Origin of the sequence: Desulfovibrio sp. (assembly GCF_041907885.1) — a bacterium.
Taxonomy (GTDB): Bacteria; Desulfobacterota; Desulfovibrionia; order Desulfovibrionales; family Desulfovibrionaceae; genus Desulfovibrio.
The window spans coordinates 1-16,207 of the sequence record NZ_JAYRGM010000004.1; the positions used below are offsets into that span (position 1 = coordinate 1).

14 protein-coding genes are annotated in these 16,207 nt (G+C 56.7%); 8 read left to right on the forward strand and 6 right to left on the reverse strand.

Going from position 1 to position 16,207, the window contains the following annotated elements:
• Positions 1-233 (forward strand): transposase (locus ACE3NW_RS03660; protein WP_374280481.1); only part of this gene is annotated, 233 nt, incomplete at its 5' end.
• Between the two features lie 283 nt (positions 234-516).
• Here ACE3NW_RS03660 and ald read toward each other — a convergent pair.
• Positions 517-1,635, reverse strand: a complete 1,119-nt coding sequence (ald, locus tag ACE3NW_RS03665) for an alanine dehydrogenase (RefSeq protein ID WP_374280483.1) — start codon at positions 1,633-1,635, stop codon at positions 517-519.
• Between the two features lie 192 nt (positions 1,636-1,827).
• Positions 1,828-2,913: a BMP family protein gene (locus ACE3NW_RS03670; protein WP_374280485.1), complete on the reverse strand. Its 1,086-nt coding sequence runs from the start codon at positions 2,911-2,913 to the stop codon at positions 1,828-1,830.
• Between the two features lie 537 nt (positions 2,914-3,450).
• Between ACE3NW_RS03670 and ACE3NW_RS03675 the strand changes: the two genes are divergently transcribed.
• Positions 3,451-4,788, forward strand: coding sequence for a radical SAM protein (locus ACE3NW_RS03675; RefSeq protein WP_374280487.1), 1,338 nt, complete (start codon positions 3,451-3,453; stop codon positions 4,786-4,788).
• A gap of 115 nt (positions 4,789-4,903) precedes the next feature.
• Here the strand turns inward: ACE3NW_RS03675 and ACE3NW_RS03680 are convergent, their stop codons facing one another.
• Positions 4,904-6,343: a sodium:proton antiporter gene (locus ACE3NW_RS03680; protein WP_374280489.1), complete on the reverse strand. Its 1,440-nt coding sequence runs from the start codon at positions 6,341-6,343 to the stop codon at positions 4,904-4,906.
• Between the two features lie 181 nt (positions 6,344-6,524).
• Between ACE3NW_RS03680 and ACE3NW_RS03685 the strand changes: the two genes are divergently transcribed.
• Together ACE3NW_RS03685 and ACE3NW_RS03690 are read left to right on the forward strand one after the other, a co-directional pair.
• Complete coding sequence (locus tag ACE3NW_RS03685; protein ID WP_374280491.1) at positions 6,525-7,115, forward strand: TrmH family RNA methyltransferase; 591 nt, start codon at positions 6,525-6,527, stop codon at positions 7,113-7,115.
• Positions 7,116-7,224: 109 nt separating this feature from the next.
• A complete protein-coding gene (locus ACE3NW_RS03690) occupies positions 7,225-8,112 on the forward strand; it encodes a DMT family transporter (RefSeq protein WP_374280494.1) in 888 nt (295 codons plus the stop codon).
• A 242-nt stretch (positions 8,113-8,354) separates the two neighbouring features.
• Here ACE3NW_RS03690 and ACE3NW_RS03695 read toward each other — a convergent pair whose 3' ends face one another.
• Positions 8,355-8,966, reverse strand: coding sequence for a hypothetical protein (locus ACE3NW_RS03695; protein ID WP_374280496.1), 612 nt, complete (start codon positions 8,964-8,966; stop codon positions 8,355-8,357).
• A gap of 228 nt (positions 8,967-9,194) precedes the next feature.
• Between ACE3NW_RS03695 and uvrA the strand changes: the two genes are divergently transcribed.
• From uvrA to ACE3NW_RS03710, 3 genes are all read left to right on the forward strand, one after another.
• Positions 9,195-12,149 (forward strand): excinuclease ABC subunit UvrA, encoded by a 2,955-nt coding sequence (gene uvrA / locus ACE3NW_RS03700; protein WP_374280498.1) that lies wholly within the window; start codon positions 9,195-9,197, stop codon positions 12,147-12,149.
• Positions 12,150-12,331: 182 nt separating this feature from the next.
• Positions 12,332-12,808 (forward strand): MarR family transcriptional regulator, encoded by a 477-nt coding sequence (locus tag ACE3NW_RS03705; protein WP_374280500.1) that lies wholly within the window; start codon positions 12,332-12,334, stop codon positions 12,806-12,808.
• A 68-nt stretch (positions 12,809-12,876) separates the two neighbouring features.
• Positions 12,877-13,992 carry an MFS transporter gene (locus tag ACE3NW_RS03710; RefSeq protein WP_374280801.1) on the forward strand — a complete coding sequence of 372 codons (1,116 nt, stop codon included), beginning with the start codon at positions 12,877-12,879 and terminating at the stop codon, positions 13,990-13,992.
• A 171-nt stretch (positions 13,993-14,163) separates the two neighbouring features.
• On the opposite strand, the gene ACE3NW_RS03715 is transcribed toward ACE3NW_RS03710, so the two are convergent.
• The gene (locus tag ACE3NW_RS03715) at positions 14,164-14,376 is read right to left on the reverse strand and encodes a hypothetical protein (RefSeq protein ID WP_374280502.1); all 213 of its coding nucleotides are present in this window, start codon (positions 14,374-14,376) and stop codon (positions 14,164-14,166) included.
• A 187-nt stretch (positions 14,377-14,563) separates the two neighbouring features.
• Positions 14,564-15,025, reverse strand: coding sequence for a Fur family transcriptional regulator (locus ACE3NW_RS03720; RefSeq protein WP_374280505.1), 462 nt, complete (start codon positions 15,023-15,025; stop codon positions 14,564-14,566).
• Between the two features lie 323 nt (positions 15,026-15,348).
• Between ACE3NW_RS03720 and ahpC the strand changes: the two genes are divergently transcribed.
• Positions 15,349-15,915 carry an alkyl hydroperoxide reductase subunit C gene (gene ahpC, locus ACE3NW_RS03725; RefSeq protein ID WP_374280507.1) on the forward strand — a complete coding sequence of 189 codons (567 nt, stop codon included), beginning with the start codon at positions 15,349-15,351 and terminating at the stop codon, positions 15,913-15,915.
• The last annotated feature ends 292 nt before the right edge of the window (positions 15,916-16,207 follow it).

Below are 16,207 nucleotides of genomic sequence, written 5' to 3' on the forward strand. Positions count from 1 at the left end.
GATTTTTTGCGCACCCCTACCATTCGTGGGAGCGTGGCTTGAACGAGAACTCCAATGGCCTTCTACGCCAATACTTCCCCAAGGGGGTAAGCTTGGCATCGGTCACGCAAGATGAGATCATAGCGGCAATGTGCCGCTTGAACTGGCGGCCTAGAAAATGCCTTGGGTTTAAGACACCCTATGAAGTTTTTTTAGAAGACGCCAATACCCAAGGACTGGGTGTTGCACTTTGAACTTGAAACCGCGTAGGTATATATGTGGGTATCTACATCTTTACAGAAAAACTTTACAATAATATTGACGCCTTAACATAAACATCGTCGCCCCTTAAGGACGCCAATTAAGAAGTATCGGGTTACATCGAAAGATGTAACCCGATACTTGTATGAAGCCCCCATCGCTAGTGGTATGCCCCCATCATGTTTTCAAAGTTTAAGCCCAGTGGGGCTTTTTTGCTTTGTCTACCTGATGGGGGTCATACCATATGCCGGGGGATTTTATTACGTTAATCAGCCGTTAGCGCAGTATCTGCGCCGTAGAAACGCAGGGCAGGCCAAATGCCTCGGCCACACCGGCAAAGGTGCACTGGCCGTTGACCGTATTGAGGCCGCGCTCAAGAGCGATGTTGTCACGGCAGGCGTTTTTCCAGCCCTTGTCTGCCAGTTCTATGGCAAAAGGCAGGGTGGCGTTGGTCAGCGCGTAGGTAGAGGTAACCGGCACGGCCCCGGGAATGTTGGCAACGGAGTAATGGATGACGCCGTGCTTTTCAAACGTGGGTTCGTGGTGGGTGGTGGGCCTGCCCGCCGTGGTTTCAAAAGAGCCGCCCTGGTCAATGGCCACGTCCACCACCACGCTGCCGGGGCGCATGGTTTTGATCATGGCTTCGGTCACCAGCTTGGGGGCCATAGCGCCGGGAATAAGCACAGAACCGATGACAAGGTCGGATTCCTTGACGGCTGCGGCGATGTTGTATTCGTTGGAAGCGAGGGTCTGCACGCGCGAGGAGAAAATATCGCCAAGATAGCGCAGGCGGTTCAGATTGTTGTCCAGAATGGTTACTTCGGCCCCAAGGCCAATGGCCATCTTGGCAGATTCTGTACCCACCGTGCCGCCGCCCACAATGGCAACCCTGGCACGTTGCACGCCAGCCACACCGCCCAGCAGCATGCCTGCGCCGCCAGCCTGCTTGGTCAAGATGTACGAGCCCATCTGCACGGCCATGCGTCCGGCCACTTCAGACATGGGAGCCAGCAGGGGCAGGCTGCGGTCTTGCGGCTGCACAGTTTCATAGGCAAGGCCCACAACGCCAGACTTGAGCAGGGCGTCTGTGAGTTCCTTGTCGGCGGCCAGATGCAGATAGGTAAACAGCAGCAGGCCGGGACGGAAGTATTTGTATTCGCTGGGCAGGGGCTCCTTGACCTTCATGATCATTTCGGCCTTGGCCCAAACATCTGCCACCGGCAGCATACTTGCTCCGGCCTTGGCAAATTCGTCATCACCTATGCGGCTGCCAAGCCCCGCACCGCTTTCCACCAGAACCTTGTGCCCGTGATCGGTTAAAGCCTTCACACCCGCAGGGGTAATGCCCACACGGTATTCATCGGCCTTAATCTCCTTGGTGACGCCAATAATCATGGATAATCCTCGCAAGCTTATGGTTGGCGCGCGACCAGTGTTGTGTGGTCGCGCAGGTTGCATGCATTTGTCCATGGTCTGGGGCGTTGGGGGGGATGACGCCTTTACGGGCTGGCCTGAACCACCCGATGGGAAACCGTATATTTTTTTACGTTTATCGGCAATAAAATTGATTATTCCTTGGGGCCGCTTTTATAGGCAATCGCAAAGTGTGCGCTCGCGCAGTGATTTAAGCCGCACGCCGCCGTTGAGAATTTCACCCCGCAGCTCGCGCAGGCGGCGGTCCAGATCCTGAGGGGTGTTTTTGCCAGCCGCCGCCTTGAATGTGGCCATGTCGGTGATATCAACACCGCCGTTTTGCAGGTCGCGCACCAGAATTTCCTTGCCCGCAAACTTGCCGGAAGCAGCAGCGGCCACAATGTCGTAAACGGCCTTGTTGGGGTGCTTGAGAATGGAGGTGATAACGTGGCCGGGCAGCTGGGCGTCCTTGTTGGTATCAAGGCCCACGGCGTAGGCGTTGCGCGCCTTTACTTCCTGAAGGGCCGGGCCGTTGCCCGCGCCACTTGCCAGCACCAGCACGTCGGCACCCTGATCCAGTAATTTGCGCGCCGCAACGCGGCCAGCTTCCGCATCGGCAAACGAACCGGTGACCACATTAACCACGCGAATTTCGGGGTCGATAACCCGCACGCCCTCGGTAAAGCCACCCAGCAGCGAACGCATGGAGGGGCAGTCCTCGCCGGTTATCCAGCCCATGACCTTGCTGCCGCGCATGCCGGGCAGGGATGTCTGGCGGGCCACCATGGCTGCGGCGGCTCCGGCAAGGTAGGCCGCCTGCTCGTCGGCAAAGGTTATGGACATGATGTTGGGCGCACGCACGCCAGCGTCGATGCAGCCAAACATGGTGCGTCGAAAGTTGGCGGCGTTGTTGCGCAGCACTTCGTGCAGCCCGCTGGAGGCCACCAGCACAAGATCATTGCTGGCCGCAGCGGTGCGAAACATCTCCTGAAGGGCTGCATCATCGTGCGCCGGCTGGGCCACCGCAACTGTGGCACGTACGCCCAGCTCCTGTTCGGCCTGCCGCAGACCAGCCACCAGGCTGTCGCTCCAGTCGTTGTCGCCCGTGGGTGTTTCAAGCAGCAGGGCAACGCGTAGCGAACCCTGGGGCTTGCTTTCATCCGGGTTGGGGGCGGCGCCACAGGCTATGGGTAATAATGCCGCAAGGCTGGCAAAAAGCAGAAGGGCCGTTATGTGTCTGGCAACGCGCTGGGTAAGCATGGTGTTTCCTTACATTCACAAGATGGTTTGCCTGCATTGGCGGGCAGTTGTGTCCATTGCCATGTTCCAGCCTGGGCAATGCCAGGTTGGTACACAGCGCGGTTCAACTCCTGATTTTTCGCGGTATGCGCAGCCGTGGCAGCATACGCAGGGGAAATATAGCGCTGCGCAAATTGCGGTGCAAGCTGGCTGAGTATGCGGCGGCACAAGCACGCAAAAAGGGAATAAAAAACTTTTTTTTAATAAGCATTTGATGAGAGCAAATTTACATTTATATATAATTGGCTAAAATTATTATAAATTTGAGTATTAAAACCTGTCTGAAAAATTCATTGATTAATCAAACAAGTAGGAGTACATACCTTGACTTTCAAATGTGAAATAAATAACGTGCAACTTGTGAACAAAATAACATGATGTGCGGTTTTGCCGTGTCGGCATTTCTGCCTGAAATACTTGAAAATTATTGCAAGGAAGGTTCCCATGTCAGCCCATGCACAGCCCAGTTGGTTTGATTCCCAGGCCATAGAAATAGCATTGGAAAGAAATAGCGCTCCTGACAGCGCCGAGCTGCGCGATATCCTCAACAAGTCGCTTGAGCTGCAATCGCTGTCGATGGAAGAAACCGTGGCGCTCATGCGTGTGCAGGACGGCGTGGGTATTGGCCGCATCATGGCTGCGGCAGACGAGGTAAAGCAGAAGGTGTACGGTGACCGCATTGTGCTTTCCGCACCGCTGCACATTTCGAACCACTGTGGCAGCGAGTGTCTGTACTGCGCCAACCGCAAGAGCAACAAGGCCATTGAGCGCAAGTACATGACCCCGCCCGAAATGCGTCAGGCCGCTCTCAAGCTGATCCGGCAGGGACACAAGCGCATCTTTCTTGTGAGCGGGCAGTTGCCCAATGCGGATATTGAATATCTGGCCGAGGCCATAAGCATTCTGTACACGGCCTTTGACGGCGTGGGCGAGGTACACAGCGTCAACGTCAATGTGGGCGCGCTTGAATCACACGAATACGCGGCCCTGCTTGATTCGTATGTGGGAACCATGCTCATCTATCAGGACACCTACCACGAGGCCAGCTACCGCGCAGCCCATGTGTCCGGCCCCAAGAGCGATTTTTACGCACGCCTCAACGCGGCAGATGTGGCCTTTCAGGCTGGCGTGCCCGACGTGGGCGGCGGCCTGATGCTGGGCCTTGGCCCGTGGCAGTTTGACCTGCTTGGGGTGGTGCAGCATCAGGCGCATTTGCTGCGGGCCTACAATGCTGGCTGCCGCACCCTGAGCCTGCACCGCATGCGTTGCGCGCCGGGCAGCAACATGCAGACCCCGTATCCCGTGAGCGATTCGGACTATCTGCGTTGCGTGGCCATTGCGCGTCTAGCTGTTCCCTATGCCGGTATCATTTTGACCACCAAGGAACCGGCGGGCCTGTGGCGCGATGGGTGCAGCGCCGGTGGTTCGCAGCTGCTTACCGGCAGCGTGGCCAATCCCTACGGCAACTGGATTGACGATGCGGAGCAAAAGGTTGCCTTCCCCATTGGCGAAGACTGCCATGTGGATGAAGTGGTGCGCTTTCTGCTTGAAGAAGCCCACCATCTGCCGTCCTTTTGCGCGGCCTGCCCACGCCTGGGCCGCCGGGGTGACGACTTTTTGGCCATGGTGCGCGAATGCGGCATGAAAAATCAGTGCGGCCCCAACTCTGCCGCGTCCTTCCAGGAATTTTTGCTGCACTATGCCACGCCCTATACCCGCATGATGGGCGAACAGCTGCTGACCGAAAAGCTGGAAAAAATGACCACCGTTGAACTGGGCGCGGCCAAGAGGCTGCTTTCCAAGGTGCGCGCTGGCCGTATCGACGAATTCATCTAGCAGACCGCTTGCGCTAAAACCCTCAACAGCAGGCGAGTTCTGTGATTAACGCAAAAAGGCGGGCAAAAGCCCGCCTTTTTGCGTTGCAGATCAGAGAATGGCTGTTGCGGTAAGTCTAGATAAAGAAAATCCAGGTCATCAGGGCAAACAGCGGCACAAGAATGCACACAGACCACGCAATGTAGCCAAAAAATCCGGGCATGCGCACGCCCTGGTCTTCAGCTATGGCGCGCACCATGAAATTGGGCGCGTTGCCAATGTAGCTGCACGCCCCCATGAAAACCGCGCCGGCAGAGATGGCCGCCAGCGTTTCGGGCATCTGGTGCATGAGGTTTTGCGCGTTGCCACCGGCAGTGTTGAAAAAAACCATGTAGGTGGGTGCATTGTCCAGAAAGCTGGAAAGAATGCCCGTAAGCCAGAAGTACATGGCGTTGACCGGCTGCCCGTCGCGTGAAACAAGCTCTACCAGCGGGGCCAGCGCGCCAGATGTGCCAGCCTTGAGGATGGCCATGGCCGGAATCATGCTGACAAAAATGCCAAAGAACAGCTGGGCCACTTCCTCTATGGGGCCCCACGAAAATCCGTTGAGCTCCCGGCACTGACGGCTGGTATGGCGCAGTGAAAGCCCGGCAATAACCAGCAGGGCCGCATCGCGCAGCACGTTTTGCGCCTCAAGGGGCACGCCGCCAATGGTTGCCACTGTACCCCGGGGGAACAGGCCAGAAAGCAGCACTGCAAGCACCACGCCCAGCAAAAACAGCAGATTGATCTTGCCGTCGAGGCCCAGCTTTTCCTGCCGCGCGGTGTCGGCCCCGGTAGCCGGGGGGGCGGGCGGCACAGGGCGGCCCTCCTTGTTGTAGAGCACCGTATCAATAATAAAATAGAGCGCCAGCAGGGCTACAGAAAGGCAAAGGGTTTTCAGAAAGAGGTGCGATGTGGTCCAGAAAAAATCCACACCTTTCAGGAATCCCAAAAAAAGCGGCGGGTCGCCCAGGGGTGAAAGTGAGCCGCCGATGTTGGCCACCAGAAAAATGAAAAAAACAACAGAATGCACACGGTATCTGCGGTGTGCGTTGGCGCGCAGCATGGGGCGCACCAGCAGCATGGCAGCACCCGTTGTGCCCATCCAGCTTGCCAGTACCGTGCCCAGCGCCAGAATTCCCAGGTTCACCGACGGCGTACCGGTAAGCGAACCCTTGAGGCGCACGCCACCGGCCACGGTGTACAGCGAAAACAGCAGTACAAGAAAAGGTATGTAATCCAGCAGGATGCTGTGGCAGAATTCGTAAAAGGTCACGCCAGGGCCGTAAACAGCCAAACAGGGGATCAGAAAGGCCAGAGCCCAGAAAATGGATATCTTGCCCCGGTGGTGCTCCCAGAATACGTGGGCTGTCAGCGGCATTACCGCGATGGAAAGCAGCATGCCCCCAAAGGGTATGATCCACCAGACGGAGAGGGAACCTGGAACAGAAAGATGGTCGGCAGCGGCAAGGGCCGCACTGGGAGCGAGCAGCAGGGTGCTCATTATAAAGGTGAGAAAGCGGAATAGAGTCATGTTGCTCCTGAAAAAAGGTGAAGTAATTGCAGGCCAGTAAGAAAAACCGGCCAGAAGCGACACATCCAGTATAGCCCAAGGCGCGCGGGCAGTCCATGCCCTACGTGCGCCCGCACTTGCCTGAAAGGCCATTTTCTGCCACACCAAGGCAGCAATCAATTACAAGGTTAAGGGATTTTTCATGCCAAAAGAACCCACGGCGCGGCGCAAGGCCCGTTTTCTGGAAGTGTTGAGCCACCGCCAGCCCGATCTTACGCTGGTGCTCGCCAATATCCACGATCCGCACAATGTTTCGGCCATCTACCGTTCGTGCGATGCTTTCGGCGTCAGCCGTGTTCACCTGTATTACACCAACACGGCATTTCCCGCTCTTGGGCGCAAAACATCTGCCTCGGCCCGCAAATGGGTAGAAACTGTGCGCCATAAAACCAGCGAGGAAATGCTGGCAGAGCTGCACGGTCAGGGAATGCAGGTGCTTGCCACCTCGTTTACCGAAAAGGCCCGCCCCATGCGCGAGTGGGACTTTACCCGCCCCACGGCAGTGGTCATGGGCAACGAGCACAGCGGCGTTGAGCCCGAACTGCTGGCCGCCGCCGACGGCGAACTGTACATCCCCATGTACGGCATGATCCAGAGCTTCAACGTGTCTGTCGCCTCGGCCATTATTCTGGCAGAGGCAGCCCGTCAGCGCGAGGCAGCAGGCATGTATGCCACCCCCCGTTACGACGCGGCCACTCTTGAAGCCCGCCTTGGGGAGTGGTTGGAAAAATAGCGACAGCCCGAACTGGCCGATATCCGGCCACAAAAGCCCGGGCCGCCCGCGCGGCGTTTGCGGGCGATGTTTGTGGCTTTTGCAGCGTGTAACCATGCCGCCGATAGCCATGAACAATCCCGCCCTGGTCTGTCAGGCCTATGCCTTTGCAACCGTGGTGTTGTGGTCCACAGCCTATGTATACACCAAGGTTGCGCTTGCCTTTTTTACTCCCGGGCCATTGGGCCTGGTGCGTTGCGCGGTGGCATCGCTAGCCTTTCTTGTCATTCTGCCGGTCATGGGCAAGGGGCGCGGTGGTTTATGCATGCCTGCCGCACGGCATCTGCCACTGGTTGCGGCTTCTGGCCTGAGCGGGTTTACGCTGTATCTGCTGGCATTTAACGAGGGCTCCATCAGCCTCAACCCCACTACAAACTGCATTGTCATTTCAACAGCGCCCATTCTGACAGCGGCGCTGGCCCGCATGTTTTTTGGCGAGCGGCTGCCCGTACTGCGCTGGCTTGCACTGGCGCTGGCCTTTTGCGGCGTGGTGCTGATGAACGGCGGCGGACAGGGCTTTATGCTTGCTCCCGGCATGGGCTGGGTGCTTGTGGCAGCGGCCCTGATAAGCCTGTACAGCATTGTGCAGCGCACACTGTCGCGGCAGTATAGCTCGGTGCAGATTGCAGCCTGGAGTTTTTTTGCGGGCACGCTGTTTTTGCTCTACTGCCTGCCGCAAACGGTGGCCGAAATGCGGGCCGCACCGCCCCATGCCCTGTGGCTGGCGCTGTTTCTCGGTATTTTCCCTAGCGCCGCAGCCTACCTGTGCTGGACACGGGCTCTTGCCGTAGCGCCGCGCACCAGCCTTGTGACCAACTACATGTTTCTGACGCCCTTTTTGTCCATGCTGCTCGATTTTGCGGTACGGGGCGGGCTGCCGGAGGCATCTACCTTTGCGGGCGGTGCGGTCATCATGGGGGCCTTGTTGCTGTTCAGCCTTGCGGGCAAGCGGGGCTAACTTGCTGGTTTTTGCATTCTGGCGGCGTTGGAAAGATTTTTTTATTCTGGTCGAGTGCCTTAAAAATACACGCCCTGCGTGAAAAAATCTCCTTGCCTTGCCAGAAAACAAAGTGACAATTTAGCCATTGCCTCCTCGCACGGCTTTTGCGCAAAAAATAGAGCCCGTTGCAGCCGAAGATTCCTTGGCTGCAACGGGCCTTTCCCTTTCGGGAGCCCAACAGGCAATGTCATGCCGTGTGGCTAGTCTGTGTGCGGCTGCACCAGCTTTTCAAAATTCCTGCCGTTCCACTGAAAGCTCGCATCGTTGTCTACCGGCACATGGGCCATGCCCGTGCTTGTCCAGAAAAGAGGCTGGGCCTTCAGCCCCCCAAGGCCAAGGCAGATCATAACCGTGGCCTGCACATCGGGCGGCATTTTACGGCCAGAGGCAAAGAAGGTGCTGATATCCGGTTCCTGTGGTGTGTCGGCAGGCACGGCGCGGCCCGATGCGTCTACCCGCCACAGCTCAAGGGTACATACCGACCCCCCCAGCGTGCCAAAGGCGGCCAGCACCGAACCATCGGTGGCATGGCGAAACAGGCGCAGGGCCACGGCGGTATCCCTGAAGGGCAGCGAGGCGAAAACCATCACGTCTTCGGTTTCGCCAGCCACTTCCCAGAATTCGGAATGCCCGGCAGAAAGCAGTTTTTGTTTGTCCTGGGGGCTGAGGCCTTCGGGCGTGTTTTCAAAAATACTTTCGGGCAGCAGGGCAAAAATGCTGCGTGCGGTCACCTCGCTTTCAGCGGCCCCGGCGGGGCTGGCGAGCACGGCAAGCAACAGGGCAAGCAACAAATACTGTATATGACGCGGCATACATCCTCCCGCAAGACAAAGGGTTGCAGAGAACAGACGTGCTGTAAAAAAATTTATACCGCTTTCGGCAAAGCTTGTCCATGCAAAGGCTTGCGGGCAGGAGAGAACCGCGCAGCCAAACCGTGCCACCGCCTGCCCGGCCCATGCCAGACTCCGCCCCAAATCAGCCGCAAAAATACGCACCAGCGGCCCTTGCCAATGCCCCTTGGGCCGCTTACATATGCTTTCATGAACACAAGCAAGCACTGCATCCACATTGAAAAGGCCCGCCAGCACAATCTCAAAAATATCAGCCTGGACATTCCCCGTGACGAGTTGGTGGTGATCTGCGGGCCTTCCGGCTCTGGCAAATCGACACTCGGCTTTGACATTGTGTATGCCGAGGGCCAGCGACGCTATGTGGAATCGCTTTCTGCCTACGCCCGCCAGTTTTTGCCCCAGATGGACAAGCCCGATGTGGAAAAGATTGAAGGCCTCTCGCCCGCCATATCGCTTGAACAGCAGAGCGTGTCGCGCAATCCGCGTTCTACGGTGGGCACGGTAACGGAAATCTACGACTTTTTGCGCGTGTTTTTTGCGCGTCTTGGCCGCATGTACTGCCCGCAGTGCGGGCGGCCCATCGAGGCCCGCGCAGCCGACGAGATCATTGCCGACATCATGGCCCTGCCGCAGGGAACCAAGTTTATGGTCATGGCCCCACTGGTGGAGCTGCAAAAGGGCACGCATCAGGACAAGTTCAAAAAGCTCAAGGCCGAGGGTTTTGCCCGCGTGCGCGTGAACGGCGAATTCTATACACTCGACGATGTGCCAGCCCTGGACAAGAACAAGAAGCACTCCATTGATCTGGTGGTAGACCGCCTGGTGAACAAGGAGGGCATTCGGGGTCGTCTGGCCGATTCGGTGGAGCTGGCCCTGCGTTACGGCGAGGGCCGTATTGTGCTGCACGAGCCGGACAAGGCCGCCGCAGGGCAGGATGCCGACACCGTGCATTCCACCACCTCGGTGTGCGCGCACTGCCGTATTTCCCTGCCCGCGCCGAGCCCGCAGCTTTTTTCGTTCAACGGGCCGCAGGGGGCCTGCCCGCGTTGCGTGGGCCTTGGCGGGGTGGATTATTTTGAACCGCGCCTCATTGCGCCCAACATGGGGCTTTCGCTGAACACTGGCGCACTGCTGCCCTGGGCCACGGACAAGATGTTCAGCCGCTACGAGGAAGCCCTCAAGGCGCTGGGCAAGCGCTACAAATTTCAGCTTTCCACGCCGCTGGAGCAGTTTACCGAAGACGCGCTTTCTGCCCTGTTTTACGGCGAGGACGAGCAGGGCCACCCCGCGCGGGCCTCGCTTGGCCTGCGGCGTAACTGGATGGGCGGCAGCGTTGCCCTTGGTGCGGGCGGCGACTATCAGAGTGAGCATTTTTCTGATGCCCTGCACGCGCAGGGGCAGGTGGCCGTAAGCGAAAAGCGCTGGCCCGGTGTTATCCCCCTGCTTGAGAGCGGCATGCAGTACGGCGATGCCTGGCGCGAGGCTCTGGCGCGCTTTCGGCAGACCATGGACTGCCCCGACTGCCACGGCGCGCGGCTCAACACCAATGCCCTTTCCGTGCGGGTGGATGACCTGAACATTGCGCAATTTTGCAGCCTTTCGGTTGAGCGTGCTTTGGAATGGCTGGAAAAGCGGGAGTTTACGGGGCGGCATGTGGTTATTGCCGAGCCGCTCATGAAGGAGCTGACCCACCGTCTTTCCTTTATGCGCAGCGTGGGGCTTGAGTATCTTTCGCTTGGGCGTTCCATGTCCACGCTTTCGGGCGGTGAGGCGCAGCGCATCCGTCTGGCTTCACAGCTCGGCTCTGGCCTTGTGGGCGTAACCTACGTGCTCGACGAGCCCTCCATTGGCCTGCATCCGCGTGACAACGAGCGCCTGCTGGGAACCCTGCGTTCGTTGCAGGCACGCGGCAATACCGTGCTGGTGGTGGAACACGACGAGGCCACCATCTGCGCGGCGGATACGGTCATCGAACTCGGCCCCGGTTCTGGCTCGCAGGGCGGCGAAATCATGTTTCAGGGGCGGGTGGATGACCTGCTTGGCAAGGCCGATACGCTCACGGCCCGCTATCTGCGCGGCGACGACGTTATCGCCCTGCCGGACGAAAGGCGCGAGGGGCAGGGGGCGCTGGTCATGCACGGCATTACCACCAACAACCTGCGCAATATCGACTGCCGTATTCCGTTGGGCGTGCTGACCTGCGTGACCGGGGTTTCCGGCTCTGGCAAAAGCTCGCTGGTGGTGGATACCCTCTACAAGCATGTGGCCCTGAATCTTGGCCTGCGCGTTGATCAGCCCGGCACCATCGGCGGGCTGGAATACGAAAAGGGTTCCGCGCCGGTCGAGCGCATTGTGGCCATCGACCAGACACCCATTGGGCGCACGCCGCGTTCCAACCCTGCCACCTACACCAAGATTTTTGACGAGATACGCAACATTTTTGCCATGACCCAGGACGCCCGCAAGCGCGGCTACAAGCCGGGGCGTTTCAGCTTTAACGTGCGCGGCGGGCGTTGCGAGGCCTGCGGCGGCGACGGGCAGATCAGGGTTGAGATGCACTTTTTGCCCGACGTGTACGTTACCTGCGACGTGTGCAAGGGCAAGCGGTACAACCACGAAACCCTGGAGGTGCGCTACAAGGGGCTGAACATCGCCGAGGTGCTCGACCTTACCGTGCATCAGGCCCGTCAGCTTTTTGAAAGCTATCCTTCGCTGGAGCGCCGCCTTGCCGTGCTGGAAGAAGTGGGGCTGGAATATCTGCGCCTGGGGCAGCCCGCCACAACCCTTTCTGGCGGCGAGGCCCAACGCATCAAAATCTCGCGTGAGCTGGGCAAACGCTCACTGCCGGGAACCATGTACATTCTCGACGAGCCCACCACGGGCCTGCACATGCACGAGGTGGGCAAGCTCATCAAGGTATTGCACGCCCTGGTTGACCGGGGGGCCAGCGTGGTGGTTATCGAACACAATACCGACATGATTCTGGCTTCTGACCATGTGCTGGACATGGGGCCGGGCGGCGGCGAAAACGGCGGGCAGATCGTTTCTGCGGGAACGCCGGAGGCCATCGTGGCCGACCCAAATTCCGTTACCGGGCGTTTTCTCATGCAGGAGCGGATCGACAGGCTTAAAAGACGCAAGTAGCCAATTTTCATTCAATAGAAAAGTAACGTCATGCCGTGGCATGATGGTTAGGGGCGCGCCGCATTTTCAAGCGCGCCCCTTGTTTTAGCAAGGCGAAGTTTTTTGCATGCGCGCTGCCGTTTTTTTGTTGACAAGGAAACATTATTCCGAGATTGTTTCCACGTAAACAAAAAGGAGCCGTCGTGAATCAGCCGTACAGAATTGTATCTGAACTCATCAAGATATCCGAGCATGCCGACGCTTTTAGGCATGGACGGGAGGACTTTTTTGACGATCTGAACCTTACGGAAGTGCATTGCATTCATTGGATTGGAACACTTGATCATGCCAATGTGACAAAAGTTTCAAACGAGATGGGCATGACCCGTGGGGCCATAAGCAAAATATGCAAAAAGCTGTTGAAGAAAAAGTTTATCGAAAGCTATCAGGAGCCTGAAAACAATAAAAATATTTATTTCAGGGTTGCAGAAGGCGGAAAAAGCATATTTGAAGCCCATAAAATAACCCATACCCGCACGTTTGAAGAAAAGGTCAACATTGCAAATAAGTACGACGCAGACGAGCAGGCGATAATACTGCGTTTTCTTATGGATATTAACGCGTTTGTAGAAAATCGCCTTGAAACCGCATACGCAGATAGCTGTGATAATGAGGAATAGCGGGGAGTAGTGAAATGAGTTCTACAGCAATAAAAAAAGATATTGTTTATTCCATATCATTGGCCCATATGCTTAATGATTGGTATATGAACATTATTCCGATTCTTACGCCATTTCTTATTGCAGCCGGGTTTGGCATAGGAGAGGTTTCATTTGCCATTTCTGCATTTACCATTACATCGTCGCTTTCACAGCCGCTTATTGGCTACATGGTGGACAGAAAAAATCAAAGCTGGATGATCTATGTGGGAACCGCATGGCTGGCAGTGCTGCTGAGTTTCATCGGTTTGACGCACAGTTCCAGCATGCTGATTCTGATTGCGGCCCTCTCTGGCCTTGGGGCGGCGGCGTTTCACCCTCAGGCTTCCGCAATGGTCAGTGCGGCAAGTGGTCAGAAAAAGGGGCTGTATCAGGCTGTGTTTGGTGCAGCAGGCAATCTGGGTTGGGCGTTGACACCCCTGTTTGTGATCCCCCTTGTGGAACGGTATGGCCTGGAAGTAACGCCATACTTTGTGGTTCCCGGCATTATAGTAACGGTATTGCTGGCATTTAAGGCACAAAAAACACCCGCAAGGTCGCATGCCGCTTCGGTACCCTTGATGGAGGCTCTACGCCCTGCCTGGAAGGAGTTGAGCAAGCTGGTGCTGATTATTGCCGTGCGCACGCTGACGTATTCCGGTCTTGTGGCCTTTCTTCCCCTGTATCTGCAACAAAGAGGCGTTAGTTTGGCAGCCAGCGCGCATCTGCTGTTCATCTTGCTGCTTTCCGGGGCAGCGGGCGGCATGGCCGGCGGTTACCTTTCAGACAGATTTGGTAAAAAAATAGTCATTTTTTGGTCTTTGGCTGCCTCGCCCATTTTTTTCTACCTCTTTCTGCATGTGGGTGCAGGGCTGCAATCTGTGGTTTTTGCCCTGGCAGGGGCAACACTGCTTTCATCCTTTTCCCCCATAGTGGTGATGGCGCAAGAAATGCTCTCCAGGCAGGCCGCCATGGCTTCAGGATTTTCACTGGGGTTTGGTATTGGCATTGGAGGCCTTGGCGTGGGCCTTGTGGGGCTTGTTATCCAGTATGCGGGCCTTGCCATTGCCATCAATCTGTTGATCTGCCTTCCCATAATTGCTGCGGGTATTGCCCTGACACTGGAAAAGCGCAGGCCAGCCCAAGAGCTGGCACCTGCACGGTAGGGCGCGTGTAGTAAGGGCTGGGTGTCAGATTGTAGCAGATCAGGAGAACCGGGCGGGCGAGGGCTGGCATGGCCGGGGCACAAAAAAGCCCCGGTTTTGACCAGGGCTTGGGCGGTTCGCGGTCTGCCGCCAAGGCGAACCGCAGGAGGGGGACTTTGAAACGCAGATTCCTTACTTTTTGGGTTCAAACTTGAGGCGTTTGCCTTCAAGGCGTTGGGCTTCGGCATCTGTGGGTGTGCAGCCGCACGAGCTTTTTTTGGCGCTGTCGCAGCCGCCTTCACAGCATCCGCACTTGCCCTTGCGGATGGACGTGTACATTCTGCGGCCAAAATAATAGGCCGCTGCCGCTATGCACAGGATGACGATAATCAGTTGTATATCCATGCTTCACCTTCATGTTCCCGGTGGTCTTTTTTCAGCCATGGTGGGGATGCGTGCCAGAAGTGTGCTTCAATAGAAAATGAATGTCAACTTCATTTTGGGGCGGCAATTAAAAATCTGCCATCCAGCATAAAAAAGGCCGCCCAATGGGCAGCCTTGAGGTTGTGCTGACTGGCAGACAGAAGAACAGCTAGTTTTCCTGCGCGGCCTTGTCGCGGCATTCTTTGCAGATGCCGTAGAGGTTGTGTACATGCCCACGCAGTTTGAAGCCGTATTTTTCGGCCATTTCTTTTTGCAGTTTTTCGATGCGGGGGTCGCAGATTTCCACAATCTTGCCGCAGTCGAGGCACACAAGATGGTCGTGGTGGCTGTCTGGCTTGGCGATTTCGTAGCGGGTAATGCCGTCGCTGAAATGGATTTCCATGGCCATTCCGGCATCGCACAGCAGTTTGAGCGTGCGGTACACCGTGGTTTGGCCGATGCCAGAATCGCGCTTGATCACATGCTGATAAAATTCTTCAAGCGAGTGGTGGCCGGGCAGCTCAAAAAAAGCCTCGGCAATGATGCGCCGCTGGGAGGTTGTGTTCAGCCCCTTGCGGTTCATGAAATCCAAAAAATCCGCCAGGCAGGCGTTATTTTGCTGTGTTGTCATTATATGCCCACCCCTGGTTGAACAAGTGTGCGTTTGATAAAGCTGCGGCGCAAACAGGGTTTGCACCCGTAGCCATGCAGCATTTCTTTTGGCCTAAAAAGACGCAAAAAGCAATGCGGCAAGGGACATGCCCGCATAACGCTATTTTGAAGAAGGTAAATAGTGCTACCGTTGCCTTGCGGCATGTGCGATGGTTTTTAAAAAATGGAGAAACTTTTTTCTGGCTTATTTGCTTGACAGGATTATCAGGATTGAATACTGTTTTCAAAACAAGGTTAGAGCAACCTCTGCCGAAGCAGTAGCTTCGCTGTAAGGATCCAATCATGGGAAATCTCATCAATAAAGCGGTAGAGCCCTTCAGCGTAATGGCCTTTCACGCCGGTGAGCTGAAAACGGTTACAGAGGCCGACATCAAGGGCCACTGGTCGGTATTCTTTTTTTATCCTGCCGACTTTACATTTGTTTGCCCCACAGAGCTTGAAGACCTGGCCGAACACTACGACCAGTTTAAAAAGCTCAATTGCGAAATATATTCCGTTTCCACCGACAGCGCCTTTGTACACAAGGCCTGGGCCGACGCCTCGCCCAGCATAGCAAAAATACGCTATCCCATGATGGCCGACTGCGCAGGAGCACTGTGCAATACCTTTGGCGTTATGATTGAAGGCGCGGGGCAGGCCCTGCGCGGTAGTTTTTTGGTGAATCCCGACGGTCTGATCAAGGCCTATGAAATTCACGATACGCCCATTGGCCGCAATGTAGAAGAACTGCTGCGCAAACTTGAAGCCGCGCAGTTTGTGGCCGAACACGGCGATCAGGTTTGCCCCGCCCGCTGGAAACCCGGCAGCGCCACGCTGAAGCCAGGCCTTGATCTGGTGGGCAAGCTCTAAACACATGCGGCGTACACGCAGATACTGAACGCCGCTTGCTTTTCCATATGCCTTCCTCAGGCAACCCCGCTGAAATGGGCCAGCACGCAAGTGCTGGCCCATTTCAGCCTGTTGACGTAGTCAACAGCGGCAACCAAAAGCAGGCTGCGGCTTGCCCGCGCCGTCTGGCGGCTGGTTGCCGTGTGTTTCCGCCCGGCGGCCCTGCCGCCGATGGCGGCGCAAAACCGGCAAAGGTTTTGTCATGTTCATGAAAATGGGCCAGCACGCAAGTGCTGGCCCATTATTAGCTGCA